Annotated in this window: 8 protein-coding genes and 1 pseudogene; 4 read left to right on the top strand and 5 right to left on the bottom strand. The window is 67.9% G+C overall.

Annotated elements, in window-relative coordinates; genetic code table 11:
- Positions 1–115: 115 nt before the first annotated feature.
- Together CP978_RS25460 and CP978_RS25455 are read right to left on the bottom strand one after the other, a co-directional pair.
- Positions 116–1,876 carry an ATP-dependent helicase gene (locus tag CP978_RS25460; protein WP_158508346.1) on the bottom strand — a complete coding sequence of 587 codons (1,761 nt, stop codon included), beginning with the start codon at positions 1,874–1,876 and terminating at the stop codon, positions 116–118.
- 5 nt (positions 1,877–1,881) lie between these two features.
- A complete protein-coding gene (locus CP978_RS25455; protein ID WP_144401486.1) occupies positions 1,882–3,861 on the bottom strand; it encodes an ATP-dependent nuclease in 1,980 nt (659 codons plus the stop codon).
- A 309-nt stretch (positions 3,862–4,170) separates the two neighbouring features.
- Between CP978_RS25455 and CP978_RS25450 the strand changes: the two genes are divergently transcribed.
- On the top strand, positions 4,171–9,576 hold the full coding sequence (locus CP978_RS25450; protein WP_150478309.1) for a sacsin N-terminal ATP-binding-like domain-containing protein: 5,406 nt from the start codon (positions 4,171–4,173) through the stop codon (positions 9,574–9,576).
- 408 nt (positions 9,577–9,984) lie between these two features.
- On the opposite strand, the gene CP978_RS25445 is transcribed toward CP978_RS25450, so the two are convergent.
- A complete protein-coding gene (locus tag CP978_RS25445; RefSeq protein ID WP_207312877.1) occupies positions 9,985–11,268 on the bottom strand; it encodes a hypothetical protein in 1,284 nt (427 codons plus the stop codon).
- A 623-nt stretch (positions 11,269–11,891) separates the two neighbouring features.
- Here CP978_RS25445 and CP978_RS25440 point away from each other — a divergent pair.
- Entirely contained in the window at positions 11,892–15,080 is a 3,189-nt protein-coding gene (locus CP978_RS25440) for a hypothetical protein (RefSeq protein WP_052454270.1), read from the top strand.
- A gap of 111 nt (positions 15,081–15,191) precedes the next feature.
- Here CP978_RS25440 and CP978_RS25435 read toward each other — a convergent pair whose 3' ends face one another.
- Entirely contained in the window at positions 15,192–17,321 is a 2,130-nt protein-coding gene (locus tag CP978_RS25435; RefSeq protein WP_144401485.1) for a hypothetical protein, read from the bottom strand.
- Between the two features lie 663 nt (positions 17,322–17,984).
- On the opposite strand from CP978_RS25435, the gene CP978_RS25425 reads away from it, so the two are divergent.
- Both CP978_RS25425 and CP978_RS35800 read left to right on the top strand, forming a co-directional pair.
- Positions 17,985–18,455, top strand: a complete 471-nt coding sequence (locus CP978_RS25425) for a hypothetical protein (protein ID WP_043444638.1) — start codon at positions 17,985–17,987, stop codon at positions 18,453–18,455.
- A 620-nt stretch (positions 18,456–19,075) separates the two neighbouring features.
- Positions 19,076–20,158, top strand: coding sequence for a hypothetical protein (locus CP978_RS35800; protein WP_242647102.1), 1,083 nt, complete (start codon positions 19,076–19,078; stop codon positions 20,156–20,158).
- 3 nt (positions 20,159–20,161) lie between these two features.
- Here the strand turns inward: CP978_RS35800 and CP978_RS36240 are convergent.
- A pseudogene (locus CP978_RS36240) lies at positions 20,162–20,358 on the bottom strand (VapC toxin family PIN domain ribonuclease); the annotation flags it as partial.

Below are 20,358 nucleotides of genomic sequence, written 5' to 3'. Positions count from 1 at the left end.
ACCCAACTGACCAGCTCACGAGGCAAGTTGGCAAAGGCTCAGTGAGTGTTCCCAAGGCGAGCCGGTCCGTCGCCTCAGTGATGTCTGAAACCGAACGCCCTTGGTGTGGGCCGCTCTACGCCGTGCTGTAGGGAACGCCCTTGACATCGAGTAGCGCCGCAACTCGACTCGTGTGCTTACGATGCAGGGCGCACACGAGCAGTTCCTGCGCTCGGGAGCCAGCCACGTAGAGGACACGCCGGGCCTCGGTGTTGTGGGCGCCTTCCCAGTCGTCCAAGACCGTCCGCCCAGTCACCGGGTCTACCCGCAGCCTGTCCGGAAGGACAAGTACGACTCCGGGGAATTCCATGCCCTTAACACCGTGGACAGTGGAGTAGCGGATGGACGGGCTGTTGCCGAAGCTGGAGACGCCAGCCCAAGCGGCCTCCGGTGGTGCTTTGAACAGCTTACCCAGATCGCTGGAGGCCGGGGCTGGCCCGTCTCCCCAGCCGGCTGTTTTCAAGAACTCACGCACCTCGGCAGCGAAGTCGAGCCGGGTCTTGCCTTGAGCGTCGAGCCCCAAGGCCATCCGTACTGCGAAGCTCTCCAGCCACCGAGGGTCGACGCTGATCTCCTCGCAGACCGCGGTGAAGCTGTGATGCTGTGTGTCACGCCCGACGGTGAGCGTTGCCAGGATGGCTCGCTGTACCTGTTCGACGGCCTTCCGGCGGGCCTTCGGGTCCGTGTCCCGCGACCGGAGCGTAGATCCGGCGTTGGCGATGGCCAGCACGCGGTTGCTCCCAGCGGCTTCCAGGCCGGCGACGCCGACCGCCTTCATACCGTGAGCTTCGGCGTGGGACAGGACGACGAGATCGTCTGCTGCGAGCTTGTATCGCTCAGCGACTTCCAGCGCCGCGGGCACGATCTGGTCAAGAGCCGAGAACTCGATCAGGTGGACAGGGGTCTGGACGACGGAGTTCTCGCCGCGAGCCGTCTCCACCAGTTGCCCGGACCTCAGTGCGCTGTTGAAGGCACAAATGGCCGGAGAGCTGCGCCAGTTGTCGTCGAGTTCGGGTTGGGCAGGGACGCGGGCGGCAAACTCCTGGACTGCGGCGGGAGTCGCGTTGCGGAACTCGTAGATCGATTGGTCGAGGTCTCCCACCATGACCACGCGGACGCCGCTGTCTTGAAGGAAGTGGAGGATGTCGAGCTCTTCCCGGCCACAGTCCTGCGCTTCGTCCACTATGACCTCGGCGAAACGAGCCCGCAGCAGCCCTTCAAGGATCGCCCGCTCCTCGGAGCTGTTGAGCCAGAACGCGGCCAGCAGACGGGCAGCCTCGCAGGTGATGGTCCCGACCTTGAGTAGTTGGCCAAAGATGTGCGACGCCTTGGCTTCCGCCTCGTATTTGCGCTGAGCCAACTGATGGTGCACCGCGGCATCGCCGAACGTCTTCGGCACCCGGCTCACGTCCAGATAGGCGCGCCCGTCCGGTTCGAAGTCGAACCAGCGGAATTCCAGGTCTTTGGCCCTCCCTAGATCAGGGACGAGGCGAAAGCTCGTACTGGTCACGTCCTGCCAGGACTGTACGTAGTTGGGCTTCCGGTTGTACGCCTTCACGTACAGAGGGGTGACGATGAAACGGTGGATGAACGTGTCGAACGTGCCGACGAAATGGGGTGTCCGCAGGGCCTCCGTTTGGCTGCCACACCTGTGTCGGACCTCGTCCACCGCGGCGTTGGTGAAGGAGATCAGGGCGATCCCGCGTCGGGGTTCCTCGGCGGTCCGCTTGAGGAAGCGGGCGACCATGGCCCGGGTCTTACCGGCCCCAGGGCAGGCTGCCGCGAACAGGCTGTCTGTGGCGTCGACGAGGGCCTGCTGGCCGTCGGTGAGCTTCACCTCGTTCAACGTGCCTCACCCGAGGTGTCCGCCAGGACGCCGCGGATGGCGTCGGCGAGGTACTGCGGGGCTTCGAAGGTCTTCCCGTTCTCGATCGCCAAGGCCACGTCGTGCGCGAACTCTCCCTTGCCGATGAACTTCTTGTGCTTGCGGAGTTTGAGGTAGAACCCCCAAGCCCGCCCCCGTTCATTGTCGAGGATCTCCTGCCACTTCTTCTTGGAGCGCGTCTTCTGCTTCAGGAAGGCGGCTTTGAGTACGGGCTCGTTGGCCTCGGGCGTCAGGAGGTCGGCTTCCAGGGTGTGGGGAGCCTCGGCCACGTGCAGGTGGTCCTTGGCCCCGATCGACTCGGCGTGGACTGTCAGCCGGTCCTTGCGGTTGTTCACCGCGGTGTCGTCATCGTCGTCGTCCGGCTCGTCCTCGTCGGTTTCAGCGTCCGCTTCAGGATCGTTCCCGGTCGGGGCAGCGGCTGCCGGTTCCTGGACCTCGCCCTGGCCGTCCTCGCTCTCCCCCTCCTCGGTCTTCTTCTCCTTGGGGATGTCCGGGTCGCCGTCGGTGATGACGGTCAGTTTGTCCAGGAGCCGGCACCCGTTGACCTGCGACAGCAGCAGCGTGATGTAGGGGGCGAAGTCGACGCTGCCGACGTTGATGATCGTGACACCGTGGAAGTCCCGGCGCTGCTTGGCCTGGTCCTCGCCGCCGAAGACGCAGTGACGGGCGAGCACCGGCAGCAGGACGGCCTCGGCGATCCCTTCGACGAGGATGACCCTACGGGCGAAGAGCAAGCCGGCCCGGGTGGCGTCCAGGTACTGGTTGATCTTCCGCCGCTCGGCCTCAGAAAGCTCGATCTTGGCCAGCGGGAGTGCCTGGGTCTTCCGGCGCAGCACGTCCTTGTCCTGGCCCTGGCCGTTCTGGACAGTCTCCTGGTCCACCCGTGTGCGCAGCGCGACGACGTTCTCGATTCCGACGCTGCTGGCCAGGTTGGGCGAGTGTGTGCTGGCGATGACCTGGATGCGGCCGGCCGGGCCCTGCGTGTCGTCCTTGAGGGAAGCCTCGGCCTGTTCCTGCAGGTAGTCCAACAGGACTGCCTGAAGCTGCGGGTGGAGGTGGGCCTCGGGCTCCTCGACGAGGAAAAGCGTCAGCTCCATGTGCTGGGCATTGCGCAGTTCCAAGATGACGGTCGCGATGAACAGCAAGTTGGCGTAGCCCAGACCCGACTCGGTGAGGTCGGCCGGCGGGATGCCGGCCTCGGCCATCTTCACTCGCAAGCTGCGCGCCAGGCGATGCAGTTCGTACTCGGCGAAGGTGACCTCGACCGTCTGTCCGCGGACGGAGTCGGTCAGCTCGCGCAGGTGGCCCTGTATCTCCTTGGTCGTGGAGGTCAGGACGGGATGTTCCTTGAGCTGCGTGAACGAGTCGTTGGCCTGCGCGCGAAACGCTTCCTGTTCGTCTTCCTCGGTGAGGTAGCGGATGATCCTCAGCAGCCGATTCCCGTCCGAGGAGTCCAGCTCGCGCTGCGCATCCCGCAGCGGTGCCAGGTAGACGTGCGCGATCTGGTCGCGCTTGTCGGGTTCAGCGTCTGGCCCATCCACCGGACCCACAGTCACGGTCGGACGCATTTGCTGCCGGACCTCATCCCGCTTGTACGTCGTCGTGTAGGCGGCCTGGTTTGATCCCACGTCGAGCGCGGCGATGTAGTGGGCCCGCTGGGCTGCCGTCAGTCCGTCGTACATCGCACGGAACTGAGCCTCCTGGCCTTCGCGTCCGTGGGACAGGTCGACCTCATCGAACCAACGCGTCGAGCGACGGTTCAAGGGAGTCGTGGCCAGCCTCAGCGCTTCGATCACGTTGGACTTACCGCAATTATTCTCGCCAACGAGCAGCGTGATGCCGGGTTGAAAATCGATTTCGAGGTCGTAGCACGACCGGAAGTTCTTGACACCGAGCTGCCGCAGGTACATTCCGGCTTTCGGCTTGTCCTGGCTCACTAACGCGCCCCCGCTGATCCATGAAGCTATTCTGTAAAATCGGCCACCTGTACCATGCGTCACATAGAGCAGCCCTTACGCACCTTGACACACGATCCACAAGTCGATCAGGCGAACCGGCCGGTAACTCAGAGTGGCTTCGGTCACGTTGCGTTGCCGCCAGGCTGGTCGCGACAGGCCATCATGCGCATCCTCGCCAGGGCTCCTGCGCCGCCCCGCACTCGGGCGGCGCAGGGTCGTTTCCGGCAGGCCCCATGAATGTCAGTGGCACGAGATAGCGTCCCCACACGGTGAGTTGGGAGGGGACCCATGGCAGGTGTCGACCGTGCGGAGCAGCTACGCAGGTTCGGGCGATCCGTATTGGAGGGGGCGCGGTCGGAGCAGGTTCGGCGCCTGGCACGGCAGGTGAATGCCGTGTCCTACACGAGCGCGCGGGAGTACGCCGGGCGTTCGCTCTTCGAGCTGCTGCAGAACGGCTATGACGCACACCCAAGGGGCCGTTGCGACGGCCGGGTGCATGTGCTGCTGGATGAGGAAGAGGGCGAGTGGGGGACGTTGTACGTCGCCAATGGCGGCGCGCCCTTTACGTGGAGGAACGTCGAGAGGGTCTGCGAGCTGGCGCAGAGCTCCAAGGCGGTTGGGGAGGGGATCGGGAACAAGGGCGTCGGGTTCCGAAGCGTCCTGCTGATCAGCGAGGCGCCCGAGATCTTTAGCGCGGATCCTGATGGCCCCAGCGGTTCTGAACTGGACGGCTATTGCTTCCGGTTCGCGCGCAGGGGCGATGTGGAGGCGTTCTTGGGCGATGAACCGAACGCCCACGAGGTGGCCGCTGAGTTTCCGCCGCTTCAGGTGCCCTTGCCGCTGGGCGAGGTACCGGCGATCTGTCGGGAGCTCGCCGCCGAGGGGCATGTGACTGTTGTGCGACTGCCTCTGCTGAATGAGGCGGCCCGGGCCGAGGTCCGGCTGCGGCTTCGCGAGCTCGCGGAGGCGAAGGCGCCCGTGATGCTGTTCCTCGACCGACTCGCGAGCCTGACGCTGGAGCGACGGGCCACCGGTGGCGAGGGCGCGGAGCTGTGGGAACTGACCCGTTCCGAGGAGCGGTTCGCCATGGCGGGCGCGGCGGGAGCGCAGTTTCCCGTCTCCTTCGCGACCGTGGATCTGGGGCCGTCTGGAACGTTTCTCGTGGCCCGGGGCAGCGTGGAGAAGGAGCGCCTGAACAGCGCGCTCGACGAGGCCGTGAGCTTCGGACTCCTCGACGACACCTGGCAGCGGTGGACTTCGTCCGCCGCAGTGGAGATTGCCGTTCCGCTGCCCGCCGTGCGCCGGCCGCGACGGGGGCAGATCTATACCTTCTTGCCGATGGGCGCGGATCTGACGGCGCCGTTCCCCGGTCATGTGAACGCTCCGTTCTTCACCAAGATCGACCGCACCGGCCTGCCCTCTGAACACCCGCTCAACACTCTGCTGTTCGACGCCGTCGCCGAGACCTGCCTTGCGGCTGCGGCGATGTTGCGCGCTGTGCCGCAGGCCGAATTGGGGCGGCTGGCCGTGGATCTCGTGAGCTGGGAGAGCGGCAAAGGCTCAGCCGGGCTGCTGCGCGCGGCAGCCCGGCGAGTACACGGCAGCGATCTCGACGACGTGCCACTCGTTCCTGTTCTCGCCGCCGATGACGCCGAGCGGGAGGCGGCCTGGGCATCACCCCGGAGTGCGATCCTCTGGCCTGACCCCGAGCTGACCGTCCTCACAGCGCACCGCGCCCACGCGGCAGGAGTCGTGGTGGCGGACCCGGCCGTGGGCGGCGAGCGCCTGCATCGGCTGGCGGCTACGTGCAAATCCCTCGCGCGCCCACTGGAGCCGGACCGGGAGACACTCGCCGGGCATGTGGAGCGGATGGTCGCAACCCTCCCCCGTCCGACCTCCCACCCCGCTCGTTCATCCCCTGCCGCACCCCGTCCCCGTTCCGCGCCCCGTCCCGACGCGGTCCTCGACCAGTGGAGCGAGCTGTACGAGGATCTGACCGTGCTCTTCCAAGACGACGGGCACGTCCTGCGCGGCAGGAAGTTGCTGCTTGCGGAGGACGGAACGCTGCGCCACGCCAACCACCCTGCGGCCAGGGCAGGTTCACCGCGCAAGGTGAGTGGTCGGGGAGCCCGGCGCGAGGCATTCTTCCAACCGGTGCGCGCGGACATGAACCTCGCAGAGGCACCCTCCGTCCCTGCCCTGCTCGGCAAGCGGCTCTTCTCCCTGCATCCCGGGCTGGTCTGGAACGACCACAGCAAGCGTGGGCGGAGGCTACCGGCCCGCACGTTCCTCGAGGACGCGGGGCTTGTCCGGCCGTTCGACATGAGGGGCCTGCTGGACCACGTCCGGCAGGCGCTCGGTGCGAGCACCGACCACCGGCTCCGGCAGCAGACCCTGCGGTTCGTCTTCCGGCTGTGGCAGCCGCGGCGCTCGTTGGGCGGCACGACTGTCTCGTCGCTGGGGCTGTACGTACCGTCCGTGGACGGCAGGCTGATCAAGGCGAGCGACGGTGTGTTCGGCAAGGGCTGGGGCCGTGGCTCCGTCGGCGAGGACCTGGCAACGGTGGTCGCTGCTGGGCAGGATGTGTCAAAGAGTCTCAAGGTGATCGCTGAACACCTCATCGCCGCGCCGGATGAGTTCGTGAAGCGGGGCGATACCGCGGACGAGTGGCGGGCATTCCTGACGGAGTCAGGGGTGGCCGACGGACTCGTGCCAGTTTCCTCCCCGGATGCCCAAACGTGGGCGGACGGCCAGGAGCTCACCACCCGGCGGTTGGTCCGCATGGCCAAGGTGGGCTTAACGGTGCGGGAGCAGTGGGAACCGCATATCGACCGCCCTTGGTCCAATGCTTCCTACCCTCGGACGTCCTACCGAGGTTCCCCCGCCTATCAGCTTCCCGGTCAGGACGTCGTCGAACGGCTCGGCCACAGTGCCCGGCTGGCCTACGCGCGCCTGGTTCTGCATGGCCTGGTGCACTGGGAAGACATGTATTTCACCAGCACCTGGACGAGTGCGGGGAGCCGAAGCACGGACAGGGAACGGGCGCTGACCCCTCTCGCCGCCTTCGTTCGGGAGCAGCCATGGCTTCCGGTGCGGGGGCGTGACCGCGCCGTCAGATTCGTACGGCCGGCCGACGTGTGGCACTGCCCGCCCGGGCTGGAGGAGGAGCCCGCCTATGCGCCAACCGTCGACCACCGAGTGCGCCATCTGCTAGAGTGGGACAAGGCCCGTGACCGGCTGCGTGAGATGAGGATGCCGACCTGGGACGACCCCCGCGACAGCGCTCGCGCCCTTGCCGCGCTGGGTCTGCTCGCGTCGGAGGGCGCGCTGGGGGCCGAGGACCGGCCTGCCGCGCAACGCGCCAACGAACGCGCCTGGAAGCACCTGGTACAGCAGCCACGCCCGGCACTGCCCAGCGACACGACTCTGCTCGTCGAGTCCGGGGAACAGCTCATCGGCATGCCGTTGTCCGCCCTGGACGACGGGCGGACCGTGCTCTACATCAGTGACCAGCGCGATGGCCTGACCGCGCTGCTGGTACGCGAAATGGCGTGCCCCTTGCTCGTCGTTCCCGGTGTCGCGGCGAAGGCTGCCGGACTGCTGGCACCTGGCCGTCCCGAGACTGTCCGTCACACCGACGACGTGACGTTCACCGTGACCGTGGACGGCCAGCAGGTAGACCCCATCACCATGGGAGAGCCACTGGTCGATCAACTGCCCTGGCTCGCCCTGGCGGTGGGTGTCCTCGCCGATCACCTGGCCCGCGGCCCCCGGGCGAGTGAGGCGGAACTGAACGAGCTGACCTCTGCGGTGAAGAGCATGCGCCTGCACCGCTACCGCTCGTGGAAAATCGAGCTGGACGGCCAGCCCGTGACCTTGCCGGCCCGTCTCGGCGGAGTGCTGCCGCTGCCGGATCCGAAGCACCCCCTTCTCCTCGCCCCGGAGTCCGAACCGAGCTGGCACGAGACGACCCGCATGGTGGAGGCAACGGCCGAGTTATTGAAAAGGCGGGAGTTCGGCATCCGGCTCCGCCTGGCCACCCACGTCCTCGCCGCCCGCCATGCCAACCTGACCGACCCCGGACAGGACGAGCTCGCCGATGCCCTGGAAGTCACCGTCCACCAGATCGAGGAGACGAGCCGGCGCATCGACGGGGCCATCGGCGTGGTTGTGGAGCGCTGCCGCCCCTTCCTCGTCCACCTGCTCGGCGCGACGACAGCTGACACTCTGCTCGTGCCGCCACCGGCCGACACGCGGGAGCTCCAGGCCGGCCTGGAGAAGCATGCCGCTCAACTCTCGCTTGCAGCCTCGGAGTTCATAGCCCAAGCCCGTGCGGCCCGCAGCACGGACGAGCTGCGGCACGCTCTGGGCGTCGGCTTCGCCGAGCTGAACGACACTCTGCGTTCCATGGCACCGCCCATGGAACCGATCAGCCACGCGGAGGAGCACCAGGAGGCGCTCCACACCTACCTGGACCTCCACAGGAAGGATCTCGTGAACCGGCTGCGCTGGGCGGCACTGAAAGATTTCGACGCCCGGCGCCCGATGCCCCACTGGCCGTTGCTGACGACCCTAAAGTGGATCAGCGTACCTGCGGCGTGGTCCTACACCGTGGATACGGCCGACACCGAGCGCCTGGAGAGGCACGTCGAGGAGGAGCTGACACGAGAGCTGGGCCGCCCGGCACCCCGCGCAGGTGAACGCCTACCCGCCCTCGACCAGGTCCGCAGCACGAACCTCCGTACGATCACCGACCTGGCCGCCGACCTCGCGATCCTGGTCAAGGCCGCCCGGCACCCACGGCCACCAGCACTGGCCGGCGCCGAGCCCGCCACCGAGGTCATGGCACGACTGGAAGCGGCGGGCGCCCTGGACTTCCGCCCGCTGGCTGCCGACGATGTCGTCGCCTGGCTGGCCGTCCTCGGTCAGTGGCCCGCCGGGATGCCTCCCACAACGGATCTCGACCGGCACAGGTTGACCGAGTTCGACCTGGACCGGGTACGCGACGCCGCCGAATACGCCCGCCGCGAACAGGAGTGTCAACGGCGGTCGATCTCCGTCGGCGGCCGAGCCTTCGACGTGCATGACGGCGACTTCACCACCCTGACCCGCGAACTCCAGCGCGTCCTCGAAAACGGAGCCATACCGGGAGTCGCCGCCGGGCCGCTCCGCTTCACCGATCCCCAGACACTGACCGGCGCCCGGCGGGCATCCTCTGCCGGTCGTCCGCGCGGCGGGCGATGCGGCGGCAGCGCGGACAGCGGACTAACCACGGCTCAGCGGGAAGCCATCGGGTACCTAGGTGAGTGGTATGCCTACCACTGGCTGTGCGCGCACTACCCCGACAGCATGGACGCGACCAGCTGGGTGTCGACGAACCGCCGCAAGGCTTTCCCCGGCCCGCCCGGCGACGACGGCCTCGGCTACGACTTCCGGATCGGCTCCGGTCGGCGGCCCTACATGTACGAAGTAAAGGCGACCCAGGGCGACGGCGGGCGCTTCGAGCTGGGAGAAAGCGAGGTACGCGCGGCACAGCAACACGCGGGCAACGACCGCTGGCGCCTCCTCATGGTCACCCACGCCCTTGCTCCGGGCCGGATGGACATCCACATGCTCCCCAACCCCTTCGGAAAACGCGGACGCGGACGCTACCGGGAGGAAGGCGGCGCGCTGCGCTTCTCGTACCGGCTTTGAGCCCCACGGTCCCGATGGCGTACACGTCATGCAACGGGGCCTGAGCCACGACGCAACCGAGGGTGTCACCGTGCAGACTCGTATCGACGTTAAGAGGGCAGTCGCACAGGCGATCGCCGCGCGGATTCTGTCGAGCGACTCGTCCAGTTCGTTGCTCAGGCAAAGAAGTTCCGCGAGCTGGAGCGAACAACCGTAGGTTCGGGCTGGGTGGACGCCGCACTCCGTCGGAGCCCGCTCCGTGCAGAATCTCCGTCGGGATGGTTCCCGACGGAGATTCGCCGTATCACCAGCTATCACACCACCTGTCACGAACTGGGCGGACCCTCCCGAACGAGAAGGCCCTGACCTGCTGTTTCATGCCCGCGATGGAATAGCTGGACGCCCGTGGACGGTCGTTACAACCTGCCGCTACTGGTGCCGTCCGCCGCTCCACCACCGGCGCCGCTGAGCGGCTAGCGGTTGCGGCGGGTTCACTGGCGTCGCCGACTGTGCGGTCGCGGCCGCGTCTCCCAGCATGGCCGTGCGGATCGCCGTCCAGTCGGCGGCGCGCCACCAGTTGAACAGCTCCACCGTGCTGATGACCGTCACCGGTAGTGAGTCGAGCGAGGCGACGAACTCGGGCCGCGCGTACACCGCTGCCGCCCGCTCCGACGGGTGCAGCTTGTGCTGGTGGTTGACGATCAGTACGCCGTCGGAGACCGGTTCGTCGGGCCGCAGCTGCGGCCAGGTCTCCAGATGCCGCTGGAGATGCCCGACGAGATGCTCCTGTGCAGGACCGGATGCGCCCTTGACCTCGACCAGGCGCGATGCCACACCGTCGGCGCCGACGAGCAGGTCGGCTGACTTCGTCCCGCCGAGCTCCTCGTCCAGGTCCACGGTGTGCATTCCCGCCGCGGTCAGCACCCGCGCGACCGCATGGACCAGGTCGGTTCCGCTGCCGTACAGCAGCCCGTACCGCACCGGCTCCGCAGTCTCCTTGGCCTGTCGCAGTTCATCCTCCAGGCGCTGCTTCTCGACCGCGTACCGCGCCTTCAGGTCCTCCAGCGCGTCGCGAGCGCTCTGCTCACCGACGGTCTGCAGATCGGGGTCGATGAAGAACGGTGACCGGGCCCGGCGCAACACTGCGGGCACGTACTCCGGCAGTGCCCGGTGCACCAGCCAGCCCAGGACGCTCTCCCAGCGAGTGGCATCGGGGATCAGGTACCACCGCTGGTCGCCCTCCGACGACGTCCAAGCGGCGACCACCGGTTCCCCGAGCGAGTCGACGAGGATGGGATGCAGCTCGCCCACAGGGGGCTGGTCCACCCTGCCGGAACCGTCGCCGTTGTACGACTGAGAGCCGTACAACTCCAGGCTCCACCACGGCGCACCCTCGGGGCGGGTCAGCAGCCGGATCGCCAGATCACGGTCGGCGCCCTCCAGACCCGGCGCGATCGCGGGCCGCATCCCCTTGGGCAGGCGCCGACCACCGGCGCTGGTGGACTGGTCACCGAGGTGCACGGAGGCGTCCACCGACGAGAACACGTTACGGGGACGGTCCCCTTCGGCGTGGCCGATGACGGCGAAGATCAGAGCGACCTCGCCGCGCTGCCGTGCACCGCCGAGGAAGCGCTGGAACTCCTCACGGCCCTGCCCGAGAAGAAGCCCGGCTCCACGGCCACCGGACAGTCGCTGCTCTCCATGCCCCACCATCGCGGCACGAGGCCGTGCTGCTGCCAGGGCACGTCGCCGGGGACACGCAGCGGCTCTGGCGGGCCCATCCGGTTCAGAGCTCGCTCCCTGCGAAGCAGCAGCCCTTGCTCTTCTTCGGAGCCGGGCTCAGGCTGGCCAATGTGCACCGGCACCAGGCCGGTGGTTGAGCTGCTCATCGCCGCAGGCTAGCACCCTGTTGACACCCGGTCGGCGTACGACCGGCTCATCAGGCAGCCCGCCTGAGATCAGCTGATGAGTAGCCAAACCAAAAGGAGTTCACCGCTCGAAAACCCTCAGTCGGCTACGCGGGCGCGCGCCGGATCACGAACACACTCTCCAGACGTTCGGGGTCGACGACACGGTCGGCGGGCTGACTGCCTGTAGCTGGTTGCTTCCTACGCCATGGGGGCTGCGAGTACGCCGATCATCGCTGTTCCTTGCTGCATGGATATGGCTGTGCTCCTCTTGCGACAGATAATCTCATCGGGCGGCCCAAGATGTCGCTGCACCGTCGGGACGTGTGTGACTGCGCAGGCGCAAGGGGTGCTCCGGGGCACGGTGTCCGCGCCGGGTGTGTGTCTCCTTGGGTGGGTGGGTTCTGACTGTTTTCGGAGGAACTGCTGGTGGCGCAGATCGACTTCCGTCTCGTCCAGACGGCGGTCATGGGAGGCCGGGATTCGGACCAGCCGGTCATCCTACCCGAGGAGCCGCACAATCTGGATGAGTTCCGCCGCCAGTTCGACAAGGACGACTTCTGGTGCGGGACGCTGCTCGGTGGCTGCGGCGAGCGGCTAATGACCAAGCGCTACGAAACGAAGGTCTGTCACTTCTCCCATTTCCCGGACCGCGACGGAAGCCGGGCGGCTTGTCATCGCACGGCCAACGGCGTCGACAGTGCAGATCACCTGTTCGTCAAGGCGCACGTGACGCAGTGGCTGGCGAGCCAGGGGCACGCGGCGCAGGCCGAGTTGTGCAGCCTCGGGCACGGGCCCGGGGATGCCGTGGACTTCGTGCTGCGTGCCACGAATCAACGCTTGCGCTTCGAGCTGCGGCCCAACGACTACCGCAGCTGGCGTGGAACGGCGGACAGCCTGGCCGCCAAGGAAGGGCATGTCGAGTGGGTCTTCGGGCTGGAGAGCGCCATCACCCGGGATATGACGGCCCGCTACGGCTATGCCCTGCGGGTGCGGTGCGAAACCGACGGCAACAGCCGTCGGGTTCTGATCGGCACCGTCACCGAGAACCGCCCCGTCGCCTGGTCCCCGCTCGAGCGGTGCCGGATGACCGGCGACGGCCTCATCACCCCCGACCTCGACGAACTGCGTAACCGCGGGCTGATCCGCGAGGGCGCCGCGCGCTACGACGCTGTGGCCGGCAGCCTGCCGCTGCCCGGCGCCGAGATCGTCTTCGCGATCGACGGCGAGGCGCGGCCGGACACCGACTCGCCCCTCGTGGAGGGCGGCCGGTACCTGATGTCCGGCTTCATCAAACCGGCCGGACACCGGATCCTCAGGGCCCAGCTCTCCTTGCCCCACGACACACCTCGCCCCACCGAACAGTACGTGTACCGGCTGGCGGGCGCGGTGCGCCTGCTGGTCACCGAAGCCGACCGGCCGGGTGAGAACACCCGCTGGGCGGTGCGCGCGGACAGCCTCATCCAGCTCAAGGGCCTGGACGCGGAACGTACCGGCCTGTGGCGTCCCCCTGTCGCCCTGGACGAGCCCCTGCCCACGCCGAAGCCCGCCACGCGGACCGCTCCGGCCCCCACCGTTCCGGTGCAGTCCCAGGGCAGCGGCACCGCCACACTGTTGCGGCGGGCTCTCGAAGACGTGGCGCGGGAGGGGGCCACCACCACGTGGCATCAGCTGGCCGAGCGGGTCGGCCTGGATCTCGCGCACCTGCCTGATCCCAAGCGCCGGGACCTCCTCGTGGAGGTCGACAAGCCGCAAGATGGGAACCGGTCGCTGTTGTGCGTCCTGGTCCGCGCGCCCTCCGGCCGTCCCCTGCCCTATCTCGCCACCGCGCTGCGCCTGCTCCAAGTCACCGCCCCGGCCTCGGAGTCCGCGCTGTACCGGTGGAGCGACGAGCAGATCCGCGCTGCGCATACGGCGTACGGCCACCGCACTCCTCCCCCACCGGCATCGGCTGCCATTGCGGAGGCGCCCCGCCCCGCGGAACCGCGGGGCGCCCAGGAACAACTGACCCTCCTCAAGGCCCAGTTGGCCGTGGGCCGTGCCACGTTGCCCCGCGCCACCGGCCGCCGCGCCGCCCGCCTGGCCACCACGGTCAAGGACGGCGAACAGCACCAACGGCTCTACGAGAGTGTCTGGGAGCGCAGGCAGGAACTGCGCGCGTGGCAACGCGAGTGCGAGCGGCTCCTGGACGACCTCGCCCGCCTCATTGGCCACCCTCTGCCGGCGTCTGCTCCCCCGAAGAAGAGCATGCCCGCCGTCCCGCCCGTCGCCGCGAAGAGCCCCGTCTCGCCGGGGAAGGACAAGCGTACGTTCCAGGCACAGGCAACGGCAGACATTGCCCGTCTCACGCAGCTGTTCAAGCAGGCCCGTGATGCCGACGACCTGAACGAGGCCAGACGGATCCGCAAGGAGGTCTCACGGATCGCCACGGATCGCCTGTCCGGTGAGCCACGGCAGAACCTCCTACTGCTCCGCACCGACCTGCAGACCTGGATCAACAGCCGTGAAGCAGCAGCCGCCCACGCGGCGCTGCGTACCTTGTTCACCGACCTCGCGACGGCCGACCCCGGCCCCACGCCTCTCGCCCTGCGCAGTGCCCTGGCCCACTCGAAGATTCTCAAACGACGCTGCCCCGGCCCCCTGCCGCAGGACCTCCACACGGCGCTCACCCGCCTGGAAGACCAGGTCAACGGCGAATCGGTGACTCCAGACGGCGAAGCCCCTCTGCCGGCGACCCACCCGTCACCCAGCGACGCGCCGCCTTCCGGATCTGCCGCTTTCGTAGAAGCCCGAGCGGAGTTCGCCTGGCTCGTGAAGGAGATCCGTACCGCGCAGGAGGCCGGCGACCTGGCTGCGGTCCAGACCGCGCGCCACTTGGCCGGACCTATCTACGGCCAGCGTCTGTCGCCCGAAGACCGCGCCGCCTACACGCCGTTGATGCGCGAGGTGAAGGCGTGGTGCCAGGAACAGGATCCGAACACGGACCCGATCCTGCGCCGTATCCGTCAAGTCCTCGCCGAACTCGGCCGTGCCGACAACGGCCTGGCCACCGAGCAACTCGCCGCATTCCTCGACGAGATCAGCTCGCTGCGCCGTCAGTTGGGCCGGCGCCTACCAGTGCTCGAAGAGGTTCAGGTCAAGCGGTGGAAGCGCCAGCTCAAGGCCCGCACCTGGAGCGCGCCGCGTCGTGCCGCACCGCGCGCGGCGGACCCGGTCACGGCCGTCCCCGGTCCCAAGGCCACCGCACCGTCTCCCCCGGACCGTCTGCCGATCGAGACCATCGACAAGCTGGCCGCCATCGCCCGGGACGTCCTCAAGGACGCGGCGCGCAGCGGCGGCTCACTTCTGACGTGGGGTGACCTGCGGCTGCGGATGGCGGGCGGGCTGCCGCACCTGCACCCGGACGACCAAGGTGAACTCCTGGTCGCCGTCGACCGGGAGACACCGGTCGGTGAACCGCTGCTGTCCACACTCGTCGCGAGCTCGGACGCCTCGCTGCACTGGCTCTACCGCCACGTCCGCTTCAGCCTCGGCCGCGAACGCATACCCGAACCAGACCTTCCCGCCCACTGGGCCACCGAAGTCCTGCGCCTGCGCCAAACCTGGCGCCACCGCTGACCTGGCGCACTCAGCTCACGGCGTCCGGGCCCGGCCCACCCGCCGTTCAGCTCGGTCGCGGACACCCGCCGGCCCCGGCTCGCTGCACCGGTCCGCCACGACTGCTCGCGGCTACGGGTAAACACCGAGCTCGTAGTGGCGCACCCCGGCGTACACGGTCACGGTGCCGTCGTCGTGCATCTCGCCCCAGGGGCGCTCCGGGAGTGAGATGTCCAGGCAGCTGCCGGAGCAGCCCTCGCAACAGTCGAAATGGTCCTGCCACGCTGTCACGTCCGCTTCGGTGCGAGGGTTGCGCATCGTATGGACGTCGTGACCGCTGCACTCGTCGTTCGGGCACGGTGCGCCGTGGCCACAGTCCGCGGTGCCGCACGGGCAGGGACGGTCGCACCCGGCCGGTTCCCAGTCCTGGGTGATCACGGCGCGTTCTCGGGGTGACCTTCGATTCGCTGTCAGGGCTGCCACGACGTCCTGCCGGGACGCCCCGGTCGCCTTCTGCACGGCGTCCGTGAGCGCGACCACGTTGCCGAGGCCGGGATCAGTGCCTGAAAGCCATACGGTCGGTGAGCCGGACGAGTCGGCCTCGTTGCGGTACAGCCTCGCGAAGAACGAACGCGTCCCCGTGTCGTATCCCCAGTCGCTGCCCCGCTCCCAGCCGCGAAGCGGCAGAGCGAGGGTGAAGTCCTCGACGATTCGCTGCCCTTGTGGCACATAGAGCGCGGTCATACGGTGCCAGCGGCAATGCGCCAGATCGCCGTGGGCGATGGCGGTGCAGGCGTCGTTGAGGGCCGGATTCCCTCGGCAGCGCCGCTTGGTGCGATGGGCACGGCAATACGTCTGCGTGGCCTCGATGAGCTGGTCGCACTGCCGTCCCCCCGTGTCGCTGGGTGCCATACAGCGCTGGCGGTGCGCGGCAGCGGGGTGGCGATTGGCCAGCGTGCCGTCGGCCCGCTGCTGTTCGATCTCGCGGTGGATCCGGGCCACGCTCTCATTGCGCGCCGCGCCCTGCAGCGGGTAGACGGTGCCTTTCGTCGTCAGCAGGTTCGTGAAGGTGTCCGGGGCGAGTTGCGGCTCCAGCAGCAGCCGCAGACCGTCCTCGCCGACCGGGTACTCCACCGCTTCACCCGACAGGAGGACGCTGCGCAGGCGCCGGCTGGTGACCAGTTCGAGCCACAGTTCCAGCATCAGTTCGCAGTCATCAGAAATGGGCTGGAAGAACCAGCGCTCCTCCGCGTCACGGATGACGCGGATGCCGCGGTGGGCCTCGGTCCGGGACGCTGTCTTCGCCCGTTCCCGCAGTCCCTGGGCGCCCGCCAGCGTGGTGAGGTCCAGACGCACCGCACGAGATGCGCCGCCGCCGGCCACATGACGGGCGGCATACAGCGTGTCCACCGTCTTCGCGGCCAACACGCCGACGTCCACCACGTCGCCGTAGGTCCGCAGGCATCGGTAGTCGCCGTCGAAGAGATTGTGGCCGATGATCAGGTCGACGTCTCCGGCCACGGCACGGAGGTCCGAAAGATTCTGATCTCGGAACGTGTGAAAGGCTACTTGCCGCCAGTATTCCTGTCCCGGCATGTCGGTGGCGTCCTGTCGTTCCATCACCAAAAAGCCGACGCCGTCGATATCCCAGCGCTCGGGCAGACTCCGGCCCGCTACCCGCGCATAGTCCACATCCAGCACCCCCACCGTGCGGGGAGATCCCGAAGGCAGGCGCCGTACCGCAGGCGTGCGATAAACGGGCGCGTGGCCATACCTGTCGGCGTCCACGACGCTCGGGTCCGGCGCCACAATCGGAGTCCACGCCTCCAAGTCCTCCGCGCTGGCATAGGCGCTGTCACTTCCTCCATGCGTACACACCGAGTGCGCCGCATAGAAGGCAAACCCTCGTCGCCGCAGATCCAACGCACCTGGATCATCGGCGAGTTGACTCTCGGAAAACACCGACAGGTAGACCGGTACAGCCAGGTCGGACCGCAGGTACCACCCCGCCTGGAGCGGCGCCCGAGGGGAATCAACCTGCGGGACGAAATCGGACGAGTACCCGTCGGGAGGCTGCGCCGTGAACTCCAAGAGCGGCTGGCCGGACTCCCGCCCCGCGTCGATCAACGCCTGAAAGGTCCACCCGCGCGACGGCACCCGCGGGCCACCGAGCTTGATCACGGAGGGCAGTTGCTCGTGCGGGGCAACCTCGCCGGTGCGCCGGGCCCGCGACGACGGCTTCTTCTTCCTCTTCTTCGGCATGCGCCGGTACAGTAGCCACCCCCTCTGACAACGGCCGCGCCCTAAAGGCGACCTACCCGACGGCCTGTTGATCTTCCCGGCGTCGGACGAGGACCACGATCATCTCGGTGACAGCTTTCGGCAGCCCGGTGAGTCGAGTGCGCAGTCGTGTCATAGAAAACATCGTCGGGGCACGGCGCGGCCGGGGCATGAGTCGCGGTACTCAGCTGTGGTGCGCAGGAACCCATGGGGCCGATGGGTTCCGAGTCCTGACCGCGCACCGGTCAGACGACCCGGCGCTGGGCCTGTCCGTCCCAGAACTCGACACCGGCGTACCGGGTCTCCCGGGCCGGGACCTTCGCCGCGAACCCGGCAGCCGGTAGCGCTGGCTGTCCCAGTCCGACGCCTTCGGGCTGGCATCCATGCCACCAACAGGATCCGGAAAGTCTGTGTGACGCCGCCTCCAGTTGCTTACAGCAGCACGACCGCGAATCCGATCAACCAACCATGACTCTATGGAGGGCAGCCCCCTGGTCCCGTACGCACCCCGGCGGTCACTCATGGGCAGTATCCGCAAGTTGGCTGACAAGACCATTCTTCTCCACGGCCGCGCGGACACCGCTTCTACGCTGGCCCTCATGCGCGAAGTCGAATACCGGAACAGTGGCGTTCCGTTGGAAGAATATGAACTCACTCGCGGGAACCACCGCCGTCAGAAGCAGAGCGAGGAGGTCGGTTCGGCGTCAGGTCGAGGAGGACAACGCCAAATGCCGGGCAGACCCGGCGAGGGCGGAGCGTCGCCGCCAGGCGTTCGAGAATGTCGCGGAGCTGATGCAGTCCTTCAAGAAGGCAGACCACGAGATCATGCGGTGGCGTGTCCGGTTGTACTGCGGCCACATCATCGAGACCGAGGCGCACTACACGTACACCGACCCCCTCTCCGCCGGGTCATACGGCAGGCGATGCTCTGAGTGCGGGGAAGACCGGCAAACAATCGTGGCCTTCGAACCCATCGGGCTGCGTGGCGAGCCACCGGAACCAACAGAATCCACACCTCCGCCGCCCCCGAAGAAGCCGACACGAGCCGACCTCGAACGACGCGTTAAGACCCTGGAGAAGGAGAACGAACGCTTGCGCACGAAGCTCACTGGCTGAAGGCCCCGACCGCAGCCACGGGCTGACTCGCAGCAGCTCACGGAGGCCGAGCTGACGGCAACGGCGAAGATCGCCGCCGCACGGACACCCAGTTCGCCCGCACGATGGCAGCTCATCGCTGCCTTGGGCGAAGACCCGGCCGGGCACCGGTCGGCGATACGCGCCATCGCCGCCTAGACACGGTCCACGTCAGCCTTCGCTCGTTCGAGCGAAATGGTTTCGAGCCATCTTCCGCCGGCGAACGGAACTGACACCATGCCGCCGTCGCACGTCAACCTCGAGTCGAAGGCGGGCCATTGGAACGGCAGGTCAATGAGCGGCAACTCTCGGTGCTGAAATGGGTGGAAGACAGGTGCCCTGCCGGCGTTTGGGAGACCAGCTCCTACAAGACCACCTGTCAGGCACTGCAGAACCGCGGCCTGGTCCTGGTCTCCCGGAAGGGTGGGCAATGGAACGTCGCCCTGACAAGCGCCGGCCGGCACTACCTGGCGCACGGCACATACCCTCCCCCTGGATCGCGCCCGCGGAAGACCCAGGCCGCCGCTCCGCAACCCCCGTCCCCCCGAGCACAGGAAACTCCGGCCTCCGCGCGAAAACCAAGCCCTCCTCCACAGCGCCGCGTGACATTCACGGAACAGCTGCTGCAAGAGCTCGCGGAGGCAGGCGGCCAGATCGTCAAGCCCGGCAGCGGTCCGGACTCCGAGAAGTGGCCGTCCCGCATCGCCGCGGCGCGCAGATCCGGAAGGATTCCGCAGACGAAGGAGCTGTACGGGGGTTGGTGCCGTGGCGGGTACGAGATCAAGCTCGTCGACATCCCCGCCTGGCGCCTTGCCGTCCTCGAACCCGTCCCCGTGCCCGCCCGGCTCACCCGCCCGCACACCGTGGTCCGGGCCATGCAGAACGAACAGCAGCCGCTGGGCCTAACCAGGCCCGTCCAAGGACGTGCTCTCCGGCTCATCCAGGCGCTGATCACCGCTGCCGAGGCCGAAGGACACTCCAGTTCGGCGGGAGCGACCGGCTTCGCGCCACCGTCTCATCGCCGCCGCAGAGCATCTCCCCACTTCACCATCACCGCACAGGGCCAGACCGTGGGGTTCCTCGTCCTCCAGGAACAGGACCGGACCGAGCACGTCGCCACCGAGAAGGAACTCGCCGACGCCAAGAAGCACTCCTGGATCAGGATCCCCCGCTTCGACTACACCCCATCCGAACGCCTCCGCTTCGTCCTCAGCGGCGGCCAACCGCACCGGGCAAGCGAATGGTCCGACGCCCCCGGCCACCCCCTCGAAGGCCAGCTCGCCGAGATCGCGCAGGAGATCACCCTCCGCGGCGAAGCCGCCGAACGCAGACGTCTCGACGAGATCGAAGCCGCACGCCAAAAGCGCATCCGCTGGGAAGCCGCCATGCAAGACGCCCGCATCCAGTACGCCGAGGCGTACCGCTTCAGACACTTTGAAGCGCAGGAAGCGGCATGGCGCCACGCCACCGGACTCACGGAGTACGTGAGCGCCGTACGCACGCGAGTCGAGGCCATGCCCCCGGGGCAGGCCAGAACCGAAGCCGAAGCATGGATCAGCTGGGCAGCATCCAGCGTCGAGCGCCTCGACCCATTGCACACACCACCCCGACTGCCCGACATCCCCGAACCACGAGCCGACGACCTCAGGCCCTTTCTCGGGCACTGGAGCCCCTACGGCCCCTGAGTCGCGATAGCGGGCGCGCACCGACTGGGTGACACCCAGATGATCACCCGTGATCTCGGACAGAACGACACGGCATCGTCGCACCCAATGTCGGATGTCGTCGACCGCGCTGAGCGCCGCTTCACGCCGAGCTCGCGCGTGGCCACGCGGTCGATCTCCGAGAGCAGCAACGGGGACATCACCAGGAGCCCCGCAGCCAT

Origin of the sequence: Streptomyces nodosus, assembly GCF_008704995.1 — a bacterium.
GTDB lineage: Bacteria > Actinomycetota > Actinomycetes > Streptomycetales > Streptomycetaceae > Streptomyces > Streptomyces nodosus.
The sequence above is the reverse complement of the archived record's forward strand: the minus strand, read 5'-3'. Positions and strand labels throughout refer to the sequence as shown.

Bases quoted from the DNA above. Each gene is read 5' to 3' on its own strand.
- CP978_RS25425 (WP_043444638.1), top strand. From the start codon at position 17,985: ATGAACTCACTCGCGGGAACCACCGCCGTCAGAAGCAGAGCGAGGAGG.
- CP978_RS25435 (WP_144401485.1), bottom strand. From the start codon at position 17,321: ATGCCGAAGAAGAGGAAGAAGAAGCCGTCGTCGCGGGCCCGGCGCACC.
- CP978_RS25445 (WP_207312877.1), bottom strand. From the start codon at position 11,268: ATGGTGGGGCATGGAGAGCAGCGACTGTCCGGTGGCCGTGGAGCCGGG.
- CP978_RS25450 (WP_150478309.1), top strand. From the start codon at position 4,171: ATGGCAGGTGTCGACCGTGCGGAGCAGCTACGCAGGTTCGGGCGATCC.